Source organism: Variovorax boronicumulans (assembly GCF_019352895.1).
GTDB lineage: Bacteria > Pseudomonadota > Gammaproteobacteria > Burkholderiales > Burkholderiaceae_C > Variovorax > Variovorax boronicumulans_A.
The window spans coordinates 913,797-939,124 of sequence record NZ_JAAAFX010000009.1 but is presented as its reverse complement, the minus strand read 5'-3'; the positions used below and the strand labels follow the sequence as shown (position 1 = coordinate 939,124).

Here is a 25,328-nt window from a genome sequence, read left to right as displayed (position 1 = left end):
AAGAGGGGAGCGCGCGATGCGCCTGCGCACCAAGATCATCACGCTGGCGGTGGTGCCGCTGATCGTGGCGCTGCTGCTGGTGGCCACCGCGGTGCGCCACCAGGAGCGCGACCTGGCGGCGCGCGAGCGGGCGCTGGTCGAGCTGAGCCTGCTCGCGCAGCGGCGCTCCGAACTGCGCAGCTATGTCGAGCTGGCGGTCAGCACGGTGCGCCCGCTCTACGACACCGGCCGCGACGACGAGCAGACCCGCGACGAGGCGCTGCGGCGGCTGGCCGCGCTGGACTACGGCAACGACGGCTACTTCTTCGTCTACGACATGGACGGCCGCTCGCTGATGCACTCGCGCCAGCACGAGCTCGAAGGCCAGAACCTCTGGGAGCTGCGCGACTCGCAGGGCCGGGCGACCATCCAGGACCTGGTCGGCCAGGTGAGGAAGGGCGGCGGCTACGTCGAGTACGAGTGGCGCAAGCCCTCGAGCGCGCAGATGGCGCCCAAGCTCGGCTACATCACCTCGCTGCCGCGCTGGAACTGGATGCTGGGCACCGGGCTGTACCTCGACGACGTCGAGGCGGCGGTGCAGTCGCTGCAGCACCAGGTGAGCGAGAACGTCACCACCACCATGCTGTGGATCGCGGCCATCGCGGCCGTGTGCCTGGGCGTGGTGAGCGCGGGCGGCCTGCTGCTCAACCTCAGCGAGCACCGGGTGTCCGAAGCCCGGCTGCGCCTGCTGGCGCGGCAGGTGGTGCAGTCGCAGGAGGACGAGCGCGGCCACCTGGCGCGCGAACTGCACGACGGCATCAGCCAGACGCTGGTCTCGGCCAAGCTGCTGATCGAGTCGGCGGTCGACACGCTCGAGCGCGGCCAGCAGGCCACGCCGCCGGCCATGCCCAAGGCGCTGGCGCGGCTCAACGATTCGCTGTCGGAGGTGCGCCGCATCTCGCACCGGCTGCGCCCCGCGCTGCTCGACACGCTGGGCCTGCCGGCCGCGCTCGAGCGGCTGGGCGACGAGTTCGGCGACGAGGCGACGCTGCGCGTGCAGGTGCATGCCGAGGGCACGGCGATCGAGCTGCCGGAGGACGTGAAGACCGCGCTGTTCCGCGTGGCCCAGGAGGCGCTGACCAACGTGCACAAGCATGCGCAGGCGAGCCAGGTCACGCTGGCGCTGGCCTTCGGCCGGGCCAGCGTGCGGCTGACGGTGCAGGACGACGGGCGCGGCTTCGACGAGGCCGCGTTGAGCGCCGATCCACGCCGCGGCATCGGCCTGCGCAACATGCGCGAGCGCATGGACGCGATCGGCGGCACGCTCGACGTGCAGGCCGGCGGGGGCGGCACCCGTATCGTGGCGGCGGCGCCGGTCACAATCGCACGCGCCGCATGACCGAAACCCCGCCCGTCCGCCTGTTCCTCGTCGACGACCATCCGCTGGTGCGCGACGGCCTGCGCGCGCGGCTGGGCCCGCTGCCGGGCCTGGCAATCGTGGGCGAGGCCGGTTCGGCGCAGGAGGCGATCGCGCAGGTCGCGATGCTCCAGCCCGACCTGGTGCTCACCGACGTGGGCATGAAGGACATGAACGGCATCGAACTTGCAAGCGTGCTGCTGGCGCAGCAGCCCGCGCTGCACATCGTGATGCTCAGCATGTACGACAACCCCGAATACGTGCAGCGCGCGCTGCAGGCCGGTGCGCGCGGCTATGTGCTCAAGGATGCGCCGGCGGGCGAGATCGTGGCGGCGATCCAGGCCGTGACGGCCGGCGGCACCTTCCTGAGCCCGGCGGTGTCGCAGCGGCTGTTCCGCAACCAGGCGCAGCGGCCGACGCTCACGCCGCGCGAAAGCGAGATCCTTACGGCCCTGGGCCGCGGCGAATCGAGCAAGCAGATCGCGCGCGACCTCGACCTGAGCGTGCGCACGGTCGAGGCGCACCGGCAGAGCATCAAGCGCCGGCTGGGCATCGAGGGGCAGGCCGAGCTGATCAAGTACGCGGTCGAGCACGCACGCCAATTCGGTCACCACTGAGCAAAAGCTGGGCCCTCGGGTTATCCCTTAGGCAATACCGCGCATGGCAGTCGCGCGGTGTGACGGATGGCAGCTTGGCGCTGGCCGGGAACACTCCAGAAACTTTTTTCTGGAGACAACCTGATGCAAAGCATCCGACGCCACCTGGTGTGGCTCGTCATCGCGATCGTGGGCGCTTTCGCGCTCGGCACCGTGGCACTCTCGCGCGGTGAAGCGATCAGCGCGCTGTGGATCGTGGTCGCCGCGCTCTGCGTCTACCTGATCGCCTACCGCTACTACAGCCTGTTCATCGCCGACAAGGTGCTGGGCCTGGACGGCAACCGCAAGACGCCCGCGCACCGCCACAACGACGGCCTGGACTATGTGCCGACCGACAAGAACGTGCTGTTCGGCCACCACTTCGCGGCCATCGCCGGTGCCGGTCCGCTGGTCGGCCCGGTGCTCGCGGCGCAGATGGGCTACCTGCCCGGGCTGCTGTGGATCCTGGCGGGCGTGGTGTTCGCGGGCGCGGTGCAGGACTTCATCGTGCTGTTCATCTCGACGCGCCGCGACGGCCGTTCGCTGGGCGACCTGATCAAGCAGGAGATGGGCATCGTGCCCGGCATGATCGCGCTGTTCGGCACCTTCATGATCATGATCATCATCCTGGCGGTGCTGGCGCTGATCGTGGTGAAGGCACTGGCCGAGTCGCCTTGGGGCACCTTCACCGTGGGCGCGACGATTCCGGTGGCGCTGTTCATGGGCGTGTACCTGCGCTACCTGCGGCCGGGCCGCATCGGCGAGGTGTCGGTGATCGGCTTCGTGCTGCTGATGCTCGCGATCTTCGGCGGGCAGGCCGTGAGCCAGCACCCCGACTGGGCCGCGCTCTTCACCTTCGACGGCAAGGCCCTGACCTGGATGCTGATCGGCTACGGCTTCATCGCCGCGACGCTGCCGGTGTGGCTGCTGCTCGCGCCGCGCGACTACCTCTCGACCTTCCTCAAGATCGGCACCATCCTGGCGCTGGCCGTGGGCATCGTGTTCGTCGCGCCGACCTTGCAGATGCCGGCCGTCACGCAGTTCGCGCAGGGCAACGGCCCGGTCTGGTCGGGCAGCCTGTTCCCATTCCTGTTCATCACCATCGCCTGCGGCGCGGTGTCGGGCTTCCATGCGCTGATTTCCTCGGGCACCACGCCCAAGATGATCGACAACGAGCGCCACATGCGCTTCATCGGCTACGGCGGCATGCTGGCCGAATCCTTCGTCGCCGTGATGGCGCTGGTCGCGGCCTCGTGCATCGAGCCGGGCATCTACTTCGCGATGAACAGCCCGGCCGCGCTGGTCGGCAACACGCCGGCCACCGTCGCGCAGACCATCTCGAGCTGGGGCTTCGTCGTGACGCCCGAGATGCTGATCCAGACCGCCAAGGACGTGGGCGAGACCACCATCCTGGGCCGCACCGGCGGCGCGCCGACGCTGGCCGTGGGCATGGCGCACATCCTGCACCAGGCGCTGGGGGGCCCGGGGCTGATGGCCTTCTGGTACCACTTCGCGATCCTGTTCGAGGCGCTGTTCATCCTGACCGCGGTGGACGCGGGCACGCGCGCCGGCCGCTTCATGCTGCAGGACCTGCTGGGCAGCTTCGTGCCCGCGCTGGGCCGCACCGACTCGCTGCCGGCCAACCTGTTCGCCACCGGGCTCACCGTGGCGGCCTGGGGCTACTTCCTCTACCAGGGCGTGGTCGATCCGCTGGGCGGCATCAACACGCTGTGGCCGCTGTTCGGCATCTCGAACCAGATGCTCGCGGCCGTGGCGCTGATGCTGGGCACGGTGGTGCTGTTCCGCATGAAGCGCGAGCGCTACGCCTGGGTGGCGCTGGTGCCGACCGTGTGGCTGCTGGCCTGCACGCTGACGGCCGGCTGGCTCAAGATCTTCTCCTCGGACCCGAAGGTCGGCTTCCTCTCGCATGCCGCGAAATACGCCGACGGCCTGGCGCAAGGCGTGCTGATCGCGCCGGCCAAGACGCCCGAGGCGATGTCGCGCATCGTCTTCAACGACCGGCTCGACGCCGCGCTGTGCGCGCTGTTCATCTTCGTGGTGCTGAGCGTGCTGGTCTACAGCGTGAAGGCCTGCCTGGCCGCACGCCGCGTGAACAAGCCGACGGTGCACGAGACGCCTTTCGAGGCCTTTGAGCCGGTGCGTTCCTGATGCTGAACTCGGGCATGAGCCTGCCGGAGGCGGGCCGCTACCTCGGCCGCTCGCTGGCGCAATCGCTGCGGCTGATGGTGGGCCAGCCCGACTACGGCGCCTACCTGCGGCACATGGCGGCCACGCATCCCGACCAGGCACCGATGGGCGAGATCGCCTTCTTCCGCGAGCGGGAGCAGGCGCGCTACGGCGGGGGCAAGGGCCGCTGCTGCTGAGAGAAAAGAAACGGCGCCCGCGGGCGCCGTTTGTCATGGAGCGTGCAGACCGATCAGATGTCGGCGAGCAGCGCGTAGGGCAGGGCTTCGACGGTGAGCGCCGGGCCCTGGACGCTCGCCGCATGCAGCGGGCCGGCGTCCAGTGCCGAGATCTGCATCGACACCAGCGCGGCCCAGCGGCCGTCAGGCGCGGCGGCGGCCTGCACCACGGTGCCGACCGGCTGTTCGGCGTCGCTGGCGGCGAAGACTTCCTGCCCGGCCTCGACCGCCGCGTCGGCCGTCACCACGTAGGCCCGGCGCTTGAGCGTGCCGCGGAACTGGCTGCGCGCCACGATCTCCTGGCCCGGGTAGCAGCCCTTCTTGAAGTTCACGCCGCCCACCGATTCGTAGTTGAGCATCTGCGGCACGAAGGCATCGAGCACCGGCGCGGTCAAGGTCGCGATGCCGCTGCGCACCTCGCTCCAGGGCCAGAGCGCGGCGTCCAGCGCAGGGCCGGTCGGGGCCGGCGCGGTGGCGGGCGCGATCCAGAGCGCGCGCGGCACACCGTCGGCCGGGTAGAGCGGCACGATGCTGATCTCGTCCGTGCTGTCCGCAACGGGACGTGAAAGGCGGGCGCCCGGTGCGGCGGCCGCATCGATGTCGTTGGCGGCCAGCGCCGAGCCGGCCACGCCGTACAGCGCGGTCGACTCGCTGGCGTCGCTGAGCTTCACCTTGGCGCGCAGCACGTACATCGACAGCTTCTTGAGCGTGGCGGCGAGGATGTCGCGGCTGCACACCAGCAGCACCAGATCGGGCTGCGGCCGCACGCCGATGAAGCTGGCGATCATCCGGCCCTTGGCCGTGCAGAGGGCGGCCAGGCGCGCCTCGGCGGGCTTGAGCAGCGCGAAGTCCTGCGTCAGCTGGCCGTGCAGGAAGTTCGCGGCGTCCGGGCCCTCGGCGCGGATCACGCCCAGGTGGGGGAGGGGAGTTACACCATTCAGGAGGGCAGAGGTCATCGCTGAATTATCATGGCCGCACGCCATCCGTTCGACCCGCAGGGCTACCGCGCGGACTCGACTTCCAGGGCACTGTCGGCCCCTTTATTTCTCCCTGTTCCTTTGCGCCGCTTCTTCCTCACGATCTTTCTGTTGTGCGCCCTCGGCGCGCTGGGCGCGGGCGCCTGGGGCCTGTGGTGGGTCCACCGCCCGCTCGACCTCGCGGCCCCCAACGTCGACCTGTCGGTGGAGCCCGGCACCACGCCGCGCGGCGTGGCCGAAGCGGTGGCCGCGGCCGGCACCCGGGTGCAGCCGCAGCTGCTCTACGCCTGGTTCCGCTTCTCGGGCCAGGACCGCCAGATTCGCGCCGGCAGCTACGAACTCGAACGCGGCGTGACCCCGCGCACGCTGCTCAACATGCTGGTGCGCGGCGAGGAGGCCACGCGCAGCCTGGTGCTGGTCGAGGGCTGGAATTTCCGCCAGGTGCGCGCCGCGCTGGCCAAGGCCGAGCAGCTCAAGCCCGAGACCGTGGGCGAGGACGACGCGGCGCTGATGGCGCGGCTGGGCAAGCCCGGCGTGCACCCCGAAGGGCGCTTCTTCCCCGACACCTACACCTACTCGAAAGGCTCGAGCGACTTCGCCGTGCTGCAGCGCGCGATGCGGGCCATGGACAAGAAGCTGGAGGCGGCCTGGGCCGCGCGCGCCAGCGACCTGCCGCTCAAGACGTCCGACGAGCTGCTGATCCTGGCCAGCATTGTCGAAAAGGAGACAGGCCAGGCCAAGGACCGGCCCGAGGTCGCGGCCGTGTTCGTGAACCGGCTGCGCATCGGCATGCCGCTGCAGACCGACCCGACGGTGATCTACGGCATGGGCACGGCCTACGAAGGCAACCTGCGCAAGAAGGACCTGCAGACCGACACGCCTTGGAACACCTACACCCGCGGCGGCCTGCCGCCCACGCCCATTTCCATGCCGGGCAAGGCGGCGCTGCTGGCCACGATCCAGCCTGCGCAGAGCAAGTCGCTGTACTTCGTCTCGCGCGGCGACGGCTCGAGCCAGTTCAGCACCACGCTGGACGACCACAACCGGGCCGTGAACCGCTACCAGCGCGGCATCGAACCCAAACCCAAGAACAACGGACCATGAGCGGACTTTTCCTGACGCTGGAAGGCATCGACGGCGCGGGCAAGTCGAGCCACATCGACGCACTCGAGGCGCTGTTCCAGGCCGCCGGCCGCACCGTCACGCGCACGCGCGAGCCCGGCGGCACGGCGCTGGCCGAAACCCTGCGTGGGCTGATCCTGTCGCAACCGATGGACGCGCTGACCGAGTCGCTGCTGGTCTTCGCCGCACGCCGCGACCACATCGTGAACGTGATCGCGCCCGCGCTGGCGCGCGGCGAGGTGGTGCTGTGCGACCGCTTCACCGACGCCACCTTCGCCTACCAGGGCGCCGGCCGCGGTTTCGAACTGGCCGTGCTCGGCACGCTCGAACGCTGGGTGCAGGTCGGGCAGGGCGCCGACGGCGGCGAAGCCTTGCTGCAGCCCGCACTCACCTTGTGGTTCGACCTGAAACCCGAGGTCGCCGCGGTCCGGCTGGCCGGCGCACGCCTGCCCGACAAGTTCGAGGCCCAGCCGGTGACCTTCTTCCAGCAGGTGGCGGCCGGCTATGCCGAACGTGCAAAGGCGCCGCGCTTCGCGCGCATCGACGCCGACCAGCCGCGCGAGCAGGTCTGGCAGCAGGTCGAAGCCGTGCTGCGCCAACGCGGATTTGTCGCATGACGCCGCTGTCCCCCTGGCTCGCCCGCCCGCTGTCCGACCTGCTGCGCCAGCGCGGCCATGCCTGGCTGCTGCAAGGCCCGTCCGGCCTGGGCCAATACGACCTGGCGCTGGCGCTGGCCTCGGCCTGGCTGTGCGAGACGCCCACCGAGCAGGGCGCCTGCGGCCATTGCACGAGCTGCCACGCGATCGAGGTCCGCACCCATGCCGACCTGTGCGTGCTGATGCCCGAGACGGCCATGATGGAGCTCGGCTGGCCGCTGGACGAGAAGGCGCAGGCCGACATCGACGACAAGAAGCGCAAGCCCAGCCGCGAGATCCGCGTCGAAGCGATGCGCGACGCGGTCGGCTTCGCCCAGCGCACCAGCGCGCGCGGCCGCGGCAAGGTGGTGTTCGTCTATCCGGCCGAGCGCATGAACGCGATCACCGCCAATGCGCTGCTCAAGACGCTGGAGGAACCTGTGGGCGACGTGCGCTTCGTGCTCGCCAGCGAGGCGGCCTGGCAGCTGCTGCCGACCATCCGCAGCCGCTGCCTGGGCTTCACCCTGCCGTGGCCGGAACCGGCCGAGGCGATCGACTGGCTGGTCGCGCACCAGGTGTCGGCCGCCGATGCGCCTGCGCTGCTGCGCGCGGCGGGCGGCCGGCCCAGCGACGCCTTGCGCCTCGCGCGCAGCGGCGCCTCGCCGAAGGCCTGGTCGCTGCTGCCCAAGGCCATGCAACGCGGCGAGGTGGCGGCGCTGACGGACCAGGCGCCGGCGCAGGCCATCGGCGCGCTGCAGAAGCTGTGCCACGACCTGATGGCCGTAGGCAGCGGCGCCGAGCCGCGCTTCTTCGCGGCCGGCGAGCTGCCGCCCGCGCCGTCGAACGTCGCGCTGGCGCGCTGGTCCAAGTCGCTGGCCGCAGCCGCCCGGACCGCCGAGCATCCCTTCAATGCGGGCCTGATGCTGGAAGCGCTTGTGAGCGAGGCGCGAAGCACCCTAAACTCGGCTCGACGCCCATGAACAGCCCCAGCCCCGCCTCCGCGCCCCAACGGCCCAGCGTGATCCAGCTGGCGATCAAGGAGAAGGGCGCGCTCTATGCGGCCTACATCCCGCTGTTCGCCGAGGGCGGCATCTTCATCCCCACCTCGCGCGAGTACCGGCTGGGCGACGACGTCTACGTGCTGTTGACCCTGCCCGACGACCCGCAGCGCTATCCCGTGGCCGGCAAGGTCGCCTGGATCACACCGGCCCGCGCGGCCGGCAGCCGCGCGCCCGGCGTCGGCGTGCGTTTTCCGGCCGACGAGAAATCGCGCCAGCTCAAGGCCCGCATCGAGGAAGCCCTGGGCGGCTCGATGGCCTCCGACCGCCCCACCCAGACCATCTGATCCGCCGTTGCGCGACGCGGGTCGCGTGCCGGTGCGACATGGCATCTTTTTTCCTGCAGCACCGATGTTCACCGACTCCCATTGCCATCTCACCTTTCCGGAATTCGCTTCGGAGATGCCGCAGATCCGCGCCGCCATGGCGGCCGCGCAGGTCGACCGCGCGCTGTGCATCTGCACCAAGCTCGAGGAATTCGCCGACGTGCAGGCGTTGGCCGCGCAATACGACAACTTCTGGGCCAGCGTGGGCGTGCACCCCGACAACGAGGACATCGCCGAACCCAGCATCGAGGACCTGGTGCGCCGCGCCGCGCTGCCCAAGGTGGTGGCCATCGGCGAAACCGGCCTCGACTACTACCAGATGGAAGAGCGCAAGGGCGGCCGCAGCATCGCCGACATGGAGTGGCAGCGCGACCGCTTCCGGGTGCACATCCGCGCGGCGCAGCAGGTGCGGATGCCGCTGGTGATCCACACCCGCGAAGCTTCGGCCGACACGCTGGCCATCCTCAAGGAGGAGGGCGAAGACGGCACCGGGCAGGCCGCGGGTGGCGTGTTCCATTGCTTCACCGAAACGGCCGGGGTGGCCCGTGCCGCGCTCGACCTCGGCTTCTACATTTCCTTCTCGGGCATCCTGACCTTCAAGAAGGCACAGGACCTGCGCGACGTGGCCGCCTTCGTGCCGCTCGACCGCATGCTGATCGAGACCGACAGCCCCTACCTTGCGCCGGTGCCGTACCGCGGCAAGACCAACAATCCGTCCTACGTGCCTTTCGTGGCGCAGCAGATCGCGCAACTGCGCCAACTGCCGGTGGAAGACATCGCGGCGGCCACCAGCTGGAATTTCGAAACGCTCTTCGCGGGCGTTCAATCTTGAGAGTTCACATGAAGAAATTCTTCTATCTTCTTGTTTTAATGGTCTCTTTTTCTGCGAACGCCAACTCGTTCGACGACTTTTTCCGCGCTGTGCGCGCCGACAACGCCAGCGGCGTGCAGTCGCTTCTGAACCGGGGCTTCGACCCGAACACGCGCGACGCCAGCGGGCTCACAGGGCTGCTGATCGCCATCCGCGAGCCCTCGCCGAAGGTGATCGACGTGCTGCTGGCCTGGCCCAAGACGGATGTCGAATCGCGCAACGCCAGCGACGAGAGCCCGCTGATGCTGGCCGCGATCAAGGGCCAGAAGGACCTGGTCGCCAAGCTCATGGCGCGCGACGCCGACATCAACAAGCCGGGCTGGACGCCGCTGCACTATGCCGCCTCGAGCGGGCAGCTGACGATCATGAAGCTGCTGCTCGACAAGTACGCCTTCATCGACGCCCAGTCGCCCAACGGCACCACGCCGCTGATGATGGCCGCGATGTACGGCTCGCTCGAGAGCGTGAAGCTGTTGCTCGACGAAGGCGCCGATCCGCTGATGAAGAACCAGCAAGGCATGACGGCCACGCAGTTCGCACAACGCGCGCAGAGGCAGGATGCGGCGGACCTGATTGCGGCTGCGGTGCGCAGCAAGCAGCCCAACGCGGGCAAGTGGTAGCCGCCGCCGGCGGAGGGCCTACGGAAAGCGGTGGCAGGCTATGCGCACAGATAGTTACATTGATTAAAGATATGTAACAATCGTTGCACGTGGACCCGGAGCATGGCCTGCGAAGGCCATGGACGGGATGCGTCGATGGCCTGCGCGGGCGTGGTTCGGGGCCCTTCCCCTCCGCTTCGTAGAAAAAGCCACCGCATGCTTCAGCCCGCGCCCGTTCTCGCCTGCTTCCTCCGTGGCCTCGCCACCTTCGTCATGGGAGCCGCGCGATGAGCGGCCAGGGCAAGCCCCTGCATCGGCTGCTGGTTCCAGGCTGGACGCTGCTGTGCTGTTGCGCGCCGCTGGGCGTGGCCGCGCAGGCGGTCACCACTGGACCCCACTACTACGTCGATCCGCACAGCACCTTCCTGGTGGGCGCGGCCGGCGCGGCGGGCCTCGATGCGACCGACAGCCACGGCGGCTGCCACAGCGGCCCGGTTCCGGGCACGGCCGGTGCCACCGGGCCCACGGTCAACCGCACGGTGACGTACGCGCCCGCAGCGGGGGCCTCCTTCGGCACCATCGTCGCCGCGGGCAGTTCCGGCGGCACCGGCGGCGCGGGCGGCAACGGCGATGACGGCGGGCACTGCGGCGCGGGCAACTTCTACGGCATGGCCGGCGGCAATGGCGGCAACGTGACCCTGGTGGTCGATCCCGGTGCCAACGCGCCGGCCGCGGGCTATGCGGTGACCAATACCGCCATCGTGGTGCTCAGCCACGGCGGCACCGGCGGCAAGGGCGGCGACAACACCCGCGCCAAGGCCGAGTACAGCGCGGGCGACGGCGGCGCGGCCGGCAATGGCGGGACGCTGAACGTGAACAGCCACGTTTCGCTGAATGTGACGGGCGGTGCCACGGCCTTCGGGATCGTGGCGCAGAGCGCGGGCGGCCAGGGCGGGGAGGGCGGCGACGCCGCCAACGGCAAGGCCAAGGGCGGCAGCGGGCTGCCGGGCGGCGCGGGCGGCGCGATCTCCCTCGCCAACACGGGCAACATCAAGACCGACGGCGGCACGGCCATCGCGATCCAGAGCATCGGCGGTTTCGGCGGCGATGCCGGCGTCAACACCAACGGCTACGGCGGCGGCGGCGGCTACGGCGGCAATGGCGGCTGGACCTGGGGCTGGAATTCAGGCGCGCTGACGGTGGGCGCGGCCGGCGCGGCCAACCCGGCGGGGTCCTACGGCTTGGCCGTCCAGTCGGTCGGCGGCGGCGGCGGCAACGCGGGCGCGGCCGCGGGCCTGCATGCGCTGGGTGCCAGCGGCGGCATGGCCGGCCATGGCGGCGAGGCCTACCTGTACAACTACGGCGCGGTCAAGGTCTACGGCGATTCGTCCGTCGGCCTCTACGCCCAGTCGATCGGCGGCGGCGGCGGCAGCGGCGGCATGGCGGTGTCTTCGGGCAAGCACACGACGGCCATCGGCGGCAGCGGCGGCGACGGGGGCAACGGCAGCCGGGTCGCGGTGGAAAACTACGGCGACATCTGCACCGGTGCCGGCTGCACCACAGGCGTGGCCAACAACGAGAGCGCCGGCGGCGCGGTGGGCATCCTGGCGCAATCGATCGGCGGCGGCGGCGGCATCGGCGGCTATGCCAAGGCCCACGGCCACACCAACCAGATCTTCGGCAACACCTCGGCGCTGGCCATCGGCGGCGAGGGCGGCGGCGGCGGTACCGGCGGGCGCGTGAGCGTGCTGAACCTGGGTTCCATCGCCACCGCCGAGATCGCCTCGGCCGGCATCATGGCGCAGTCCATCGGCGGCGGCGGCGGCGCGGGCGGCGGCGCGGTGGCCTTCTCCACGGCCATCCTCGGCGCGTCGGGCGCGATGGCCTTCGGGGCCTCGGGCGGCTCGGGCGGTTCCGGCGGTGAGGTGGCGGTCAACTGCAACAGCTACAGCAGCTTCTCGACCGGCTTCAGCGCCTGCGTGGGCCAGTCGCAGTTCGGGACGGTGTCGCGTGCGTCGAGCATCGTCACGGCCGGGCTGTCCTCGCCGGGCATCCTGGCGCAGTCGATCGGCGGCGGCGGTGGCGCGGGCGGCTACGCCACCGCGTTGTCCGGCAGCCTGGTCGGTTCGCTTTCGATGGGCTTCGGCGGCAAGGGCGGCGCCGGCGGCGTCGGCAGCAACGTCTTCGCCAGCACCAATGGTGGCAGCATCACGACCCAGGGCGACTACTCCCAGGGCGTGCTGGCGCAGTCGATCGGCGGCGGCGGCGGCAGCGGCGGCAGCACCATGGACCTGAGCCTGGCGGCGCTGGGCTCGTCGGCCTCGGTGGGCGTCGGCGGCGCGGGCGGCTCGGGCACCAGCGGGGGCCAGGTCCGGGTGCACAACGCGGGCGGCGTCATCCGCACCGACGGCAGCGGTTCGCAGGGCCTGGCGGCGCAGTCGATCGGCGGCGGCGGCGGCAACGGCGGCGCGGCGGTCACGGTGGCGGCCTCGACCGACATGGCGGCCGCGGTGTCGGTGGGCGGCTCGGGCGCCAACGGCGGCACCGGCGGCGAGGTGCACGTGCTCAACGAGAGCAGCGCGGACAACGCCGCCTTCGGCAGCGGCGCCATCACCACCCATGGCTTTGCGGCCAGCGCGATCCTGGCGCAGTCGATCGGCGGCGGTGGCGGCAACGGCGGCTACACGGTGGCCGCTTCGGTGGGCCTGGTGGCCGCGGGCGCGGCAGCGGTCGGCGGCTCGGGCGGTTCGGGCAACCACGCCAGCACCGTGACGGTGAGCAACAGCGGCGCGCTGACCACCACGGGCGGTGGCGCGGCGGCCTTGCAGGCGCAGTCGATCGGCGGCGGCGGCGGCTCGGGCGGCTATGCCTATGCGGCCTCGATGAGCGAATACTTCGGCATCAGCGTGGGCATCGGCGGCGCCGGTGGCGCGGGCTCGAACGGCGGTGCGGTCCAGGTGGACAACCGCGGCGCCATCGACGTCACGGCGACCACCAACGGCAACGCGCCCGGCATCCTGGCGCAGTCGATCGGCGGCGGCGGCGGCTCCGGCGGCTTTGCCGCGGCCGGTGCGGCGGCGCTCTCGGGCGCGGCCGCGGTGGCGGTCGGCGGCGGTGGCGGCAACGGCGGCAACGCGGGCGCCGTGACGGTGAACAACGCCTCCAACGTGACGGTCCGCGGCGCGATGTCGCCCGGCATGGTCGCGCAGAGCATCGGCGGCAACGGCGGCACGGGCGGCTTCGCGTTGTCGGGCGCGGTGGCGGGCGGCGCCAGCCTGGCTGCGTCCATCGGCGGCGGCGGCGGCCACGGTGGCGCGGCCGGCGCGGTGACGATCAACACCAGCGGCAGCGACAAGACGATCTCGACCGAGGGCGACCAGTCGGCCGCGCTGCTGGCGCAGTCCATCGGCGGCAGCGGCGGTACCGGCGGCTGGGCGGTGTCCGCTGCGGCGGCGCTGGCGGTCGCACCGGCGATCAGCCTGGGCGGCTCCGGCGGCACGGGCGGGCGCGCCGGGACGGTCTCGGTGACCTCGTTCGAGAACCTCGACACCAACGGCAAGCTCTCGCCGGCCATCCTCGCGCAGTCCATCGGCGGCAGCGGCGGCAGCGGCGGTTTCAGCTCGGCGCTGTCGGCCAGCGCGACCGTGGCACTGACCCTGTCGATGGGCGGCCCCGGCGGCGCGGGCAGCACCGCGGGTGCGGTGGGCGTGACCTCTTACGGCGCGATCCGCACCCACATGGACCAGTCCGCCGGCATCGTGGCGCAATCCATCGGCGGCAACGGCGGCAACGGCGGCTCGGCGATGTCGGCCAGCGTGGCCACCGGCAACCCGGATTCGAAGCTGTCCGTGGGCGCGGCGTCGGCGATGGGCGCCACGGGCGGCACCGGCCAGGCAGGCCAGGCCGTGAACGTGATCAACCGCGGCACCATCCAGACCGCCGGCGTGCGCTCGGCCGGCATCGTGGCGCAGTCCATCGGCGGCGGCGGCGGCAACGGCGGCAACAGCGCGGCCTTCAGCCTCTCGCTCTCGGCCGGCAGCAACAAGAGCACCTCGGCTTCGGTGGCGGTCGGCGGCAAGGGCGCGGCGGGCGGCCACGCGTCGTCGGTCGAGGTGATGTCCTATGGCGCGATCACCACCGGCGCGGACCCCGCGACCGCCGGCGCGATCCACAGCGACCAGGCGATCGGCATCCTGGCCCAGAGCATCGGCGGCAGCGGCGGCAATGGCGGCTCGGCCATGGCCAATGCGGTGTCGGGCACGGCCTCGATGTCGGTGGCGGTGGGCGGCGGCGGCGGCGCGGGCAGCAATGGCGGCACGGTGGGGGTCGGCCTGCACGGCTACGAATACATCGCCGGTTATTCCGATCTGATCAACGCCTTCGGCAACAACGCGGCGAGCGGTCTGCAGCACTACGTGACCGACGGCATTCGCGACTCGCGCGGGCCGGACCTGTTCAACGCGGCCCAGTACCTGGCGAACTATGCGGACGTGCGCGCGGCCTATGGGCAGGACCTGCTGGCCGCGGCGAGCCACTTCATCACCACCGGTTACCGCCTGGGACGCACCGACAAGGCCCTGCCCGGCATTGCACCGGTCGCGATGCCCGGCACCGGCAGCGTGACCACCTGGGGCGACCAGGCGGCGGCCATCGTGGCGCAGTCCATCGGCGGCGGCGGTGGCAACGGCGGCGCTTCCAGCGCCAGCGCCACCAGCAACAAGTACGCCGGCGCAGTGGCCATCGGCGGCTTCGGCGGCGGCGGCGGCAACGGCGACACGGTGGCGGTGGTATCCCGCAACGCCCTGACGACGCACGGTGCGCAGTCCACCGCCATCGTGGCGCAGTCCATCGGCGGCGGGGGCGGCAACGGCGGCGCGTCGTCGACTTCGTCGGACGGCGCGCCCGGCGCCGTAGAGGCAGCGGGGGTGGCGGCCTACACCAGCTACGTCGGCCCGACGGTGGGCAAGGCCACCGTGTCGGTGGCGAAGAAGTTCACCCAGAGCGACAGTGCCGATTCCTCCGAAAAGAAGAGCGACAACGGCGCGGGCGCATCGCTGAGCATCGGTGGCGCTGGCGGCGCGGGCGGTGTGGGCGGCGCGGTCGGGGTCTACACCAGCGGCGCGATCACGACCAGCGGCGACCTGGCGCACGGCGTGTTCGCGCAATCGATCGGCGGCGGCGGCGGCAACGGTGGCTCCAGCAGCGCCAACGCCAGCGGCGCCAACGCCTCGGCCGCGCTGAGCCTGGGTGGCTCGGGCGCGACCGGCGGTGGCGCGGCGCAGGTCAACGTGCGCAACGACGGAACCATCCAGACGCACGGCTCGCAGTCCATGGGGGTGATCGCGCAATCCGTCGGCGGCGGCGGCGGCAACGGCGGCTCGGCCAGCAGCAGCGCCGACAGCGGCGGCAAGGCGGCCGTGTCGGTCGGCCTGGGCGGCAGCGGCGGTGGCGGCGGCGCGGGCGGCGGGGTGGCGGTCACCAACACCAGCACCATCTCGACGCTGGGCAGCCATTCGGCCGGCGTGTTCGCGCAATCGGTGGGCGGCGGCGGCGGCAACGGCGGCGCGTCATCGAGCGCGGCCAAGGCGGCACCGGCCTCGGATGCCTCGGGCGGCACGCATGCCTCGACCGGGGCCATCGCGAGCAATTCCGGCCCGACCAACAGCAGCAATTCGGCGGCGGCGGGCTCGGCCCCCGACGGCACCAAGGGTTCGGGCGCGGGCTCCAACGGCGGCTACGCCGCGGGCCTGAGCCTGGGCGGCGCGGCCGGCGGCGGCAGCACCAGCGGCAACGTCACGGTGAGCAACAGCGGCAACATCGTCACCGGCACCCTGGGCCGGCTCGATGACAGCGTGCAGTCGGCGGCGGTCTTCGCGCAGTCGGTGGGCGGCGGCGGCGGCAACGGCGGCGCCAGCAGCGCCAACGCGGACGCGGGCAAGGCCAGCGTGGCGATGTCGCTGGGCGGCCTGGGTGCCGGCGGCGGGGCCGCGGGCATGGTGCAGGTGCTGGGCGCACGCGGCAGCCTGGTCACCTACGGCCACGGCTCGGCCGGCATCTTCGCGCAGTCGGTCGGCGGCGGCGGCGGCAACGGCGGCTCGGCCTCGTCCACCGCCAGCGGCGGCGGATCGGTCTCGGCCGCGCTCGGCCTGGGCGGCGCGGGGGCGGGCGGCGGTGCCGGCGGCACGGTGCTGGTCTGCGCGACGGTGTCGGGCAGCGATTGCGCCACCGGCAATGCCAACGCCATCGAAACCTACGGCGCACAGTCGTACGGCGTGCTGGCCCAGTCGGTGGGCGGCGGCGGTGGCGCGGGCGGCTCGGTGGTGACCGCGGCGACGGCGGGCAGCAGCTCCGCATCGGGCAGCAACACCGTGTCGAACGGCAGCGGCGGTTCCAACTCGGCCAGCGCCACCAAGGGCGTGGCGGTGTCGGCCGGGCTCGGCGGCAGCGGCGGCGGCGGCGGTGCCGGCGGCAAGGTGGCGGTCTCGCAGGCCGGCAACATCGCGACCCATGGCGACCAGGCTTCGGCGCTGGTGGCCCAGTCGGTCGGCGGCGGCGGCGGCATCGGCGGCTCGAGCAGCACCAATGCCAACAGCGGCGCCTATGCGGTCGGCCTGGCGCTGGGCGGCACCGGCGGCAACGGCGGTGCCGGCGGCGCGGTGACGGTCAACACCTCGGCCGGCAGCATGCTGAGCACCGAGGGCGCACTGGCCTACGGCATCCTGGCCCAGTCGGTGGCCGGCGGCGGCGGCCTGGCCGGCTCGGCCAGCAGCACCACGGCGACCGGCGGCGATACCTCGGTCGCGATGGCGATCGGCGGCGCGGGCGGTGGCGGCTGGCTCGACGGCGGGACGGTGGGCGTGTCGCATGCGGGCGCCATCGAAACCAGGGGCTTCGGTGCCGACGGCATCCGGGCCCAGTCGATCGGCGGCGGCGGCGGCAGCGGGGGGTCCAGCGCCACCAGCGCGTCGTCGGGCAAGGTCGCGGTGTCCTTGGGCGTGGGCGGCAACGGCGCCTCCGGCGGCAACGGCGGCGCCGTGAACGTGAACTTCAGCAACGCGGTCATCACCCGCGGCGACAGCGCGATCGGCATCTTCGCGCAGTCGGTCGGCGGCGGCGGCGGCGCGGGGGGCTCGGCCACCTCGACCGCCGCGCTGGGCAATGCCAGCGGCGACACGCCGGCGCTCTCGGTGTCGCTGGGCGGCGCGGGCCACGGCGGTGGCACCAGCAACAACGCGGCGATCACCGGCAACGCCACCACCGGCGCGCGCGTCGAACGTTCGGACGGGAGCTTGCTGTACACGGCGGCCGTCGTGACCCATGGTGCCGATTCGGCCGGTGTCATGGCGCAGGCGGTGGGCGGCGGCGGCGGCCGTGCGAGTTCGTCGAGCAGCACGGCACAGTCGGGTGGCAACAACGCGATCGGCCTGGCGCTGGGCGGCTCGGGCGCCACCGGCGGCGCGGCGGCCTCGGCCTGGGTGAACCTGACCGGGGCGGCCATCCTGACCACCGGCAGCCATTCGCAAGGGGTCGTGGCGCAGGCCATCGGCGGCGGCGGCGGCATCGGCGGCAGCACCAGCAGCGCGTCCAGCACCGGCGGCAGCGGTGGCACCTCGCTCTCGACGAGCGTGGGCGGCAAGGGCGGCGGCGGCGGCAACGTCGTCGGGACCGTCATCGTCAATTCCGCGGTGCGGGTGGAGACGCTGGGCGACCTGTCCACCGGCATCCTGGCGCAGTCGGTCGGTGGCGGCGGCGGCGCGAGCGGCAGCAGCATCGCGAGCGCCAGCAGCACCAGCAACCAGGCGCTGAGCGCATCCCTGAGCCTGGGCGGGGCCGGCGGCGTCGGCGGCTACGGCGGCGCGGTGTCGGTGAACCTGAACCCCGGCAGCCTCAGCGGCACGGCGGCGGCACTGTTCACTTCGGGGGCCAATGCCAGCGGCGTGGTGGCCCAGTCGATCGGCGGCGGCGGCGGCGTGGCCAGCCTGGCAGCGACGTCGAGCGGCGGCGGCAGCTACAACAGCAGCATCGGCGGTGCGCTGGGCGGCACCGGTGGCAGCGGCGGCAATGGCGGCACGGTCACGATCAGCAGCGCGCAGGCGGTCGGCACCGGCGGCCTGCAGTCCATCGGCCTGCTGGCGCAGAGCGTGGGCGGCGGCGGCGGCCTGGCTTCGGCCTCGAGCGCGAGCCTCGGCGCCAACGGCTTCAGCGGCGACATGCGGCTGGGCGGCACCGGGGGCAGCGGCGGCACCGGCGGCGCCGTCACCGTCTCGACGAAGGCCAGCGGCAGCGTGAGCACGCAAGGCGCGCTGTCGCCGGCCATCGTGGCGCAGAGCATCGGCAGCGGCGGCGGCGTGAGCCTGAGCCGCGTCAGCAACGTGCGGCTGAGCGGCACGACGCCGGGCAGCGCCTCGGCCACGACGGTGACCAACGCGGCGAGCCTCTTCACCCACGGCGACGGCTCGGTCGGCATCGTGGCGCAGAGCATCGGCGGCGGCGGCGGCCTGGCCTATGCGACCTCGACCGCCAAGCTCGGCGGCTCGGCTGCGGGCTCGAACGCGAGCGCGGTGCTGGTCGACAGCAACGGCAGCATCACCACCTCGGGCATCAACGCCTTCGGCATCCTGGCGCAGAGCGTGGGCGGCGGCGGCGGCGCGATCCTGTCCACCGGTGACGCGCTCACGTCCACCTGGAGCGCCGGCACCGGCAACGGGGGCGCGGTGACGGTGAACGTGAACGCCCCCATCACCACCACCGGCGCGGGCGCGCACGGCGTGGTCGCGCAATCGGTGCACGGCGGCGGCGGCGTCGTGACCAGCGGCACCACGACGACCTTCCTGGGCGGCACGTCCGGCACCAGCGGGCTGGTGACGGTCAACCTGCACGCCAACGTCTTGACCACGGGCGCGGGCGCGGTGGCCGTCAAGACCATGTCCTCGACCGACCCGATCGTGAACGTCGCTTCGGGTGTTTCGGTGACCGGCGGCGCGGGCGGCGCGGCGCTGGAGTTCGAGGGCCCGACCAACGAACTGCACAACAGCGGCAAGGTCTCGACCATCGACGGCGCGGCCGGCATGGCCGTGCGCACGCTGACCGGCGACACGCTGGTAAAGAACACCGGCACGCTGCTGGGCAATTTCAGCCTGGCGCAGGGCGGCAACAACCTGCTGCACAACCAGGCCGGCGGCACCATCCTGGCCGGTTCGTCGATCGACCTGGCCGGCGGGCTGCTGCAGAACGACGGGCTGCTCAAGAGCGCGAGCGAGATGAATGTCGTCACCGCCATCGCCGGCTCGCTGAACCAGTCGGGCTCCGGCACGCTGGAGTTGCGCGTCGACCATGCCAAGGCGGCCGTCGACGCCTTCGAGGTCAGCGGCACGGCGCAGCTGCAGGGCCTGCTGAAGCCGGCCTTCGTGAACGGCGGGCTGATCGCACCGGGCACGGCGTCGCTGGGTTCCTTCCTGCGGGCCGCCAACGGCGCCGACGTCTCGCGCCTGGCGCTGGGCCACACGGCCATCATGACCTTCGCCCTCAGCCAGCAGGGCGGCACGGTCGGCCTGTCGTCCACCGCCAACTTCAGCCCGCAGGGGCTGGGCGCGGACGGCCACCGGATCGGCGCGCTGATCGGCGGCGCCCAGAGCCTGGGCCTGCCGAACTTCCAGGCGCTGACGGCACGGCTGGTCGAGGTGCCGACCATCGACCGCCTGGCCCAGGCCTATTGGAACGTCAGCGGCGCCGCGGCCTCGTCGGTCACCAACGTGGGCGCGCAGCTGACCACGGCCTTCACCCGCACGCTGCTGCAACGCGGCAGCGACGTCGCCAACAGCCGCGCGGCCCTCGTGGCCGACCCGGCCACCGGCGACTGGGCCGACAAGCGCAGCAACACCTGGGCGGAGATCTACGGCGACAACAGCAAGACGACAGTGGATTCCGGCAGCACCGGCGCCGAGCTGTCCGCGCGCAGCTACGGCCTGGCCGTCGGCCACGACCGCCAGGTCACGCCCGACACCACCGTTGGCTTCGCGCTGGGCACGGCGGTCGCCAACTTCGACCTGACCAATGCCTTCAGCGGCCGCGACAACGCGCTGCAGCTGGGTGCCTATGCGACGCGCGCGTTCGGCCCGGCCTATGCATCGGCTGCGGTGTCGTACTCGGTGCATCGCATGAAGACGACGCGTGCGCTGGAACTGATCGAGGCGACGTACGGCGCGGACTTCGATGCCCACAGCCTGGCCGCGCGCGCCGAGGCCGGCTACCGGATCAAGACCGCGTCCTTCGGCGTCACGCCCTATGCCGCGTTGCAGCTGCAGAACATGGTCACGCCGGCCTACGGCGAGCAGGCCAACGGCCGTTCGGCACCGCACCTGGCGCTGAACTACGACCGGCGTTCGGTGAGCCTGACGCGCACCGAGCTGGGCGCGGCGCTGGACCAGAGCTTCGCGCTGCAGGGCGGCAAGACGCTGACCGTGCGCACCTCGGCCGCGTGGGCGCATGACCGGGCCAACCGGACGTACGTCGACGCGTCGTTCCAGACGCTGCAGGGCGGCAGCTTCCGAGGCGCGGGCATCCAGCCCGTGTCCAACCTGGGCCTGGTGTCGCTGCGGGCCGAACTGCGGCTGCCGACGGGCCTGAGCTTCGGCGTGGACGCCTTCGGCGAATTCGGCCGCCACACGCGGACGCTGACCGGGCGCTTGTCGATGCGCTACCAGTGGTGAGTCAGGGCGGACCGGGGGCGGCCCGCCCGAGCCTCGCGAAGCGCCTGGCGGGTCGATGCCGGGTCAGCGCGGCTTCGTGAAGCGAAGGAGGAGGGCGGTCGTCAGCCCGGTGAAAGAGGGCGGCGTCGCTTCCCTCCGGGTTCCTCCACCGCCGCGGCGGGATGCTTGCCGCCCGCCGGCCTCACAAGCCTCAGCGGCGCGCTAAGGGGCGCTCCTCGCAGGACCGGACCGGAACGTGACCGGCACTTCCAGCCACATCGGTTCCGGCACGCCGTTGCGTTTGCCTGGAACGTATCTCCAACCGTTGGCCGCATCGATCGATGCCTTGTCGAAGCGTTCCGAGCCGCTGGACGATTGGAGTTCGACTTTCTGCGGCTTGCCGTCGAGGCCGACCAGCAACCGGAGGTCGTTCGGGAGACCGACGGCGAGGCGGCGACGGGCGGCGCCGGAACCGCGGTGCATCCGGTCGAGGTGCCAGCGATCACCGTCAACAGGACGGTGGCGCATCGCGAGCTTTGCATGCTGAAAACAGGGCCTCAAAGTGCGCGAGCATGAAGGCGGCGAGCGACATCTGGATGACTGCCGCAGCTCTCTGGATGCGGTGTTCGGCGCTGCGTCGTCGGGTTTGGTTAAGAATAATACAATGTATATTATGTTAAATGACATGCGTATCTGAGGCGCTGGTTCCGCGCCCCTCGCTCCCTGCCTTCTTCTTTGGGGCGCCTTCTTTACCGCATCTCAGGGAGCGTCCAGTGCACTGAGCCGCTGGCGAGGCGATTCGCCGGACCGCGGGCACCAAGATGTTTGGCGCCGGCACGTCCGGGTGAAATCGTGCGTGCAATGGCTCGGCACAGGCATGCACACGCCTATCGACGCGATGCATCTCCACGAGCCCTGGGTCCGACTCAATGCACGGCCTCCGGCAGCAGCGCCAGGCCCGAGCGCTGCTCGAACTCCCGGTAGCTGATGGGTTGCAGGCTGTGCGTTCCGCCTTGGTTGAGGGTCCAGTACGCCCATGCGCGTCCATCCCCGCTGCTGTAGACCACCTTCCAGGTGTGGCTCGGCACCCAGACCTTGCCGGGGCCGATCGTGCCCGGCTGTCGGTCGAAGCTGGGCCCCGTGAACACGAAGACCGGACCGGTCGCGCGTGCCGCGTACTTGCGCGTCGATTGCTCGATCTGGTTCCAGGCGCCCTGATTGAGTTTGGGCGCCTGCGGGACCATGTTCGCCAACGAGAACGACTGCGCCTTGGCCGTGACGCTGGGCATGTCGCCGGCCGGCGAAAGATGGCCTCGGTCGTAGCCGCTGCCGACGTAGTCGACCAGCTGCGCGCGGTCGGCCGCGGGAAGCCGTGCTTCCGGGTAGAAACGATCCACGCGCTGGATGCCCTTTGCGGCTTCGACACTGGCGCGTGTGAGCTTCTGGGCGGTGTAGAGAGGCGTCTTGCTCTCGCCCGAGTAGAGGGCTGCGAAGCCGTCAAAGCACAAGGCCCGTTGCCGGCCTGGCCACGCGACTGTCGGGGCGTGGCCGGGAAAGTGCTGCGGGCACTGCGCAAAACCTTCGATGGCAGCGTGTGAATGGGTGTTGGCGCGGGCGGTCGTTTCAATGGGGCCCGAACCCGTCGATGGGGGCGCCATCGAAGGGTTCAGGCTGCAACCCGGAACCTGGATTGCGGCAACCACCGCACACACCACGCAAAGCATGCTTCTGCGCATGAGCCGCGTGGCATCGCCACGCCGCCGGGCAGCTCTCTTCGTTCTCAAATCAAAACCTCGGTTCTCTCTGGCACTTGGAGGCCAGTTCAGTCGTCGACATCAGCGGGGGCGCCCTGCGGGTTGCGCTGCAGCAAGTGCAGTTCCTCGATGGGGCGTCTTGGATCGGTTTCGCGCGCGACGCGCCGGTTTTCGGTGCGATCGGGCGAAGCCCTCGATTGTCTCCCGCCGCACCCTCGAGATTCGGCCGATCGCCCTCCTCCGCGCCATGCGATCGCCATGGATCGCGCTGCGACAAAACGGGCGGCCGCGCGGTGATGCCGCAGGGTGGATCGTTGCCGACGAGCACGTTGACAGGCCCGTGGGCGCGCAGTAGCTTGTGGGCCCGCTGCGAACGTGCGGCTCACTGCATGTCAGGAGACACCATGACCGGCAAGAACACGATCTGTCTTTGGTACGAGGGCACCGCCGTAGAGGCGGCCCAGTTCTATGCCCGGACCTTCCCCGACAGCGCCGTCGGGGCCGTCCATCGCGCACCGGGCGACTATCCTGCCGGCCAGCAGGGCGACGTCCTTGTCGTGGCGTTCACCGTCGTCGGCATCCCCTGCATCGGACTGAACGGCGGTCCGCAGTTCAAGCACAACGAGTCCTTCTCCTTCCAGATCGCGACCGACGACCAGGCCGAGACGGACCGTCTGTGGAACGCCATCGTCGGCAATGGCGGCCAGGCAAGCGCTTGCGGCTGGTGCAAGGACCGGTGGGGCGTGTCCTGGCAGATCACCCCGCGGATCCTCACGGCATCGCTCGCCCATCCGGATCGCGCGGCGTCCAAGCGCGCCTTCGACGCCATGATGACCATGGGAAAGATCGACATCGCTGCGATCGAGGCGGCGCTCAAGGTCTGAGGGCGCCTGGGCCCGATGCGCGATCCCAACCCATCGCGAGGCGACCCGGGCGCCCTGCCGTCCGCCCTGCGGCGGCCGGCTTGGTCGAGCGCGATGTGTGTCGGAATCCTCGATCTGCGAGACCCATGTGAGGAATTGTGAGAATGAATTGACAAGTGTGAACATCTGCCTTGAGCACTGAAGGCGTGGAGGTCAGACTGGGTTCTTTTCGGAAAGGACAGCAATGGCATCGGGCATCTCCAGCGCATTGGCCGTGAAGGAACTGGAGGCCGGCGAGTTTCACTGGATCCTGCTGCACGAGGAGGAGTCCGCCGACGAACTCCTGACCTACACACCGCAACGTTTCAGCGAGCCTTTTGCGAATCCGGCGGCCGCCTGGGCGGCGGGCTATCTTGTGCTCAGGGCCATGCTGCGCAAGAAGTGGCCCTAGGCCGAGCCCAAGAAAAATGCGCCCGAAGCCTCATGGCGCGCGCGCTGGCATGGCCCGGATGCTTTCATGCAACCCTCGCGAGGGCCGCTCGCCCGGGACCTTCGCGCCTGAATGGCGAGAGGCTTGAACGACAAGGTCGCGCTAGGCGACTTTCGACACCGCCTTGGGGACGGCCCGCTTCCCTTTCGCCGTCTTGCCCGGCGCTGTTGTGCGTGCCGGTTTCTTCGGTTTGCGTGCCGTTTCCGCCGGCTCGACATGGCTCTCCAGCCCGCGTTCCTGGTGCCACTCCTTGAGCGAGAAATCGGGAAATTCGACAAAGCACTGATCGCCCTCGAGACCCTCCACGCGAACCCACGACGCCTTCGACCCGAGCAAGGAATGCACGTTGGCGGGTGGCTGCGGCAGCGGCGTGTCGATGGCACCCGCGTGCGGATGCACCAGGTCGGGCCAGGCCGGGTCCCACATCCAGAGCGCGCTGCCACAGACGCCGCAGAAATGCCGCTGCCCGGTGCTGTGTCGCACATGCTCTCCCTCGACGATTGTGGCCTTGTAGATCCGCAGGTGCCGCTTGCCGCGCACCTTCAGCGTGCGGTGGTCGGCGCCCAGGTTGATCGCGTAGCCGCCGGTGCCCGCCGTCTTCCTGCAGATCGAGCAATAGCAGCGCATGAAGGGGACGCACTCGGCCGACTCGACCGAGAACCTGATGCTGCCGCAGTGGCATGAACCTTCGAGATGCATGAGATGTCCTCGTGACGAAGCGGTTGAACGGGTCCAAGCAAGCACTGTCTCCGCATCGCACGGCCACCGCAAGTCGGCGGTCGCCGCGCCAGCCTGTCGGCCTCGAAGATCCACCAGCACAATGAGAACAATAAGCATTTGACACACAATACCGGTCGTGCGCCCTGAGCGTGCCCCTTCCTGACGGCCCCGCGCCCTGCCCTGTCTCGCCCCGTGTTCACCCGCTACTACCGCGAACTGCTCCATTTTCTGGGGCGCTCGGTCAAAGACCACCACACGGCTGCGGACCTGGCGCAAGAGAGCTACGCCCGGGTGCTGGCCGCCCAGAAAAGCGGCGAGGACATCACCGATCCGCGCGCACTGCTCTACCGCACCGCGCGCAACCTGTTGATCGATCGCCATCGCCACAGCCAGGTGCGCCGGGCCGTCCATGGCGAATCCTTGCCGGAGGTCGACGGCGATGACGATGCGCTGAGCCGGCTGGTCGCGCCCGCGGCGTTCGAGCCCGAGGTGGCCGCCGCATCGCAGCAAAGCGTGCAGGCGCTGCTGGCCACCATCGGCGATCTGCCGGTGCGTTGCCGCCAGGCCTTCATGCTCCACAAGTTCGAGGGCCTCTCGCATGCCGAGGTCGCCGAGCAGATGGGGGTCTCGGTCAAGATGGTCGAAAAGCACATCCGGACGGGTCTGCAGGCCTGCAGAGCCTGCCTGGAACAGCAGGAAGGCACGCTGACCGCACGTGCCGGCACGCCGTCTCTCGGCCAGGACGAGGACTCCTCCGAGGCCAGGCCATGA

At 71.0% G+C, this 25,328-nt stretch carries 19 protein-coding genes; 15 read left to right on the top strand and 4 right to left on the bottom strand.

Going from position 1 to position 25,328, the window contains the following annotated elements:
* The first annotated feature begins 16 nt into the window (after positions 1-16).
* From K0H49_RS23475 to K0H49_RS23460, 4 genes are all read left to right on the top strand, one after another.
* On the top strand, positions 17-1,378 hold the full coding sequence (locus K0H49_RS23475; RefSeq protein WP_219217664.1) for a cache domain-containing protein: 1,362 nt from the start codon (positions 17-19) through the stop codon (positions 1,376-1,378).
* Positions 1,375-2,013 (top strand): response regulator, encoded by a 639-nt coding sequence (locus K0H49_RS23470; RefSeq protein ID WP_219217653.1) that lies wholly within the window; start codon positions 1,375-1,377, stop codon positions 2,011-2,013. Before K0H49_RS23475 ends, K0H49_RS23470 begins: the two co-directional genes overlap by 4 nt.
* A 123-nt stretch (positions 2,014-2,136) precedes the next feature.
* Positions 2,137-4,200 carry a carbon starvation CstA family protein gene (locus tag K0H49_RS23465; protein WP_219217652.1) on the top strand — a complete coding sequence of 688 codons (2,064 nt, stop codon included), beginning with the start codon at positions 2,137-2,139 and terminating at the stop codon, positions 4,198-4,200.
* Between the two features lie 14 nt (positions 4,201-4,214).
* Positions 4,215-4,415, top strand: a complete 201-nt coding sequence (locus K0H49_RS23460) for a YbdD/YjiX family protein (RefSeq protein WP_257625092.1) — start codon at positions 4,215-4,217, stop codon at positions 4,413-4,415.
* Between the two features lie 53 nt (positions 4,416-4,468).
* On the opposite strand, the gene ygfZ is transcribed toward K0H49_RS23460, so the two are convergent.
* On the bottom strand, positions 4,469-5,410 hold the full coding sequence (gene ygfZ / locus K0H49_RS23455) for a CAF17-like 4Fe-4S cluster assembly/insertion protein YgfZ (RefSeq protein WP_219217646.1): 942 nt from the start codon (positions 5,408-5,410) through the stop codon (positions 4,469-4,471).
* Between the two features lie 102 nt (positions 5,411-5,512).
* Here ygfZ and mltG point away from each other — a divergent pair, with 102 nt between their 5' ends.
* The 7 genes from mltG (at position 5,513) to K0H49_RS23420 (ending at position 20,751) form a co-directional block, all read left to right on the top strand.
* Entirely contained in the window at positions 5,513-6,535 is a 1,023-nt protein-coding gene (gene mltG, locus K0H49_RS23450) for an endolytic transglycosylase MltG (protein ID WP_219219126.1), read from the top strand.
* Positions 6,532-7,170, top strand: coding sequence for a dTMP kinase (gene tmk / locus K0H49_RS23445; RefSeq protein ID WP_219217644.1), 639 nt, complete (start codon positions 6,532-6,534; stop codon positions 7,168-7,170). Before mltG ends, tmk begins: the two co-directional genes overlap by 4 nt.
* The gene (locus tag K0H49_RS23440) at positions 7,167-8,168 is read left to right on the top strand and encodes a DNA polymerase III subunit delta' (protein ID WP_219217642.1); all 1,002 of its coding nucleotides are present in this window, start codon (positions 7,167-7,169) and stop codon (positions 8,166-8,168) included. Before tmk ends, K0H49_RS23440 begins: the two co-directional genes overlap by 4 nt.
* Positions 8,165-8,533, top strand: a complete 369-nt coding sequence (locus tag K0H49_RS23435; protein ID WP_219217638.1) for a PilZ domain-containing protein — start codon at positions 8,165-8,167, stop codon at positions 8,531-8,533. Before K0H49_RS23440 ends, K0H49_RS23435 begins: the two co-directional genes overlap by 4 nt.
* Before the next feature lie 64 nt (positions 8,534-8,597).
* Positions 8,598-9,404 (top strand): TatD family hydrolase, encoded by an 807-nt coding sequence (locus tag K0H49_RS23430; RefSeq protein ID WP_219217634.1) that lies wholly within the window; start codon positions 8,598-8,600, stop codon positions 9,402-9,404.
* Positions 9,401-10,063: an ankyrin repeat domain-containing protein gene (locus K0H49_RS23425; protein WP_219217632.1), complete on the top strand. Its 663-nt coding sequence runs from the start codon at positions 9,401-9,403 to the stop codon at positions 10,061-10,063. The genes K0H49_RS23430 and K0H49_RS23425 overlap by 4 nt, the downstream gene beginning before the upstream one ends.
* Positions 10,064-10,329: 266 nt before the next feature.
* Positions 10,330-20,751 (top strand): autotransporter outer membrane beta-barrel domain-containing protein, encoded by a 10,422-nt coding sequence (locus K0H49_RS23420; protein ID WP_219217630.1) that lies wholly within the window; start codon positions 10,330-10,332, stop codon positions 20,749-20,751.
* A gap of 201 nt (positions 20,752-20,952) precedes the next feature.
* Here K0H49_RS23420 and K0H49_RS30775 read toward each other — a convergent pair whose 3' ends face one another.
* Positions 20,953-21,150, bottom strand: coding sequence for an energy transducer TonB (locus K0H49_RS30775; RefSeq protein ID WP_257625184.1), 198 nt, complete (start codon positions 21,148-21,150; stop codon positions 20,953-20,955).
* On the opposite strand from K0H49_RS30775, the gene K0H49_RS30770 reads away from it, so the two are divergent.
* Positions 21,106-21,306: a hypothetical protein gene (locus tag K0H49_RS30770; RefSeq protein WP_257625222.1), complete on the top strand. Its 201-nt coding sequence runs from the start codon at positions 21,106-21,108 to the stop codon at positions 21,304-21,306. The genes K0H49_RS30775 and K0H49_RS30770 overlap by 45 nt on opposite strands.
* A 350-nt stretch (positions 21,307-21,656) precedes the next feature.
* On the opposite strand, the gene K0H49_RS23410 is transcribed toward K0H49_RS30770, so the two are convergent.
* A complete protein-coding gene (locus K0H49_RS23410; RefSeq protein ID WP_257625091.1) occupies positions 21,657-22,388 on the bottom strand; it encodes a DNA/RNA non-specific endonuclease in 732 nt (243 codons plus the stop codon).
* 500 nt (positions 22,389-22,888) lie between these two features.
* On the opposite strand from K0H49_RS23410, the gene K0H49_RS23405 reads away from it, so the two are divergent.
* Both K0H49_RS23405 and K0H49_RS23400 read left to right on the top strand, forming a co-directional pair.
* The gene (locus K0H49_RS23405; RefSeq protein ID WP_219217625.1) at positions 22,889-23,368 is read left to right on the top strand and encodes a VOC family protein; all 480 of its coding nucleotides are present in this window, start codon (positions 22,889-22,891) and stop codon (positions 23,366-23,368) included.
* 223 nt (positions 23,369-23,591) lie between these two features.
* The gene (locus tag K0H49_RS23400) at positions 23,592-23,798 is read left to right on the top strand and encodes a hypothetical protein (RefSeq protein WP_219217623.1); all 207 of its coding nucleotides are present in this window, start codon (positions 23,592-23,594) and stop codon (positions 23,796-23,798) included.
* A 141-nt stretch (positions 23,799-23,939) separates the two neighbouring features.
* Here the strand turns inward: K0H49_RS23400 and K0H49_RS23395 are convergent, their stop codons facing one another.
* Complete coding sequence (locus K0H49_RS23395) at positions 23,940-24,536, bottom strand: GFA family protein (RefSeq protein ID WP_219217611.1); 597 nt, start codon at positions 24,534-24,536, stop codon at positions 23,940-23,942.
* A gap of 213 nt (positions 24,537-24,749) precedes the next feature.
* On the opposite strand from K0H49_RS23395, the gene K0H49_RS23390 reads away from it, so the two are divergent.
* Positions 24,750-25,328: an RNA polymerase sigma factor gene (locus tag K0H49_RS23390; protein ID WP_219217609.1), complete on the top strand. Its 579-nt coding sequence runs from the start codon at positions 24,750-24,752 to the stop codon at positions 25,326-25,328.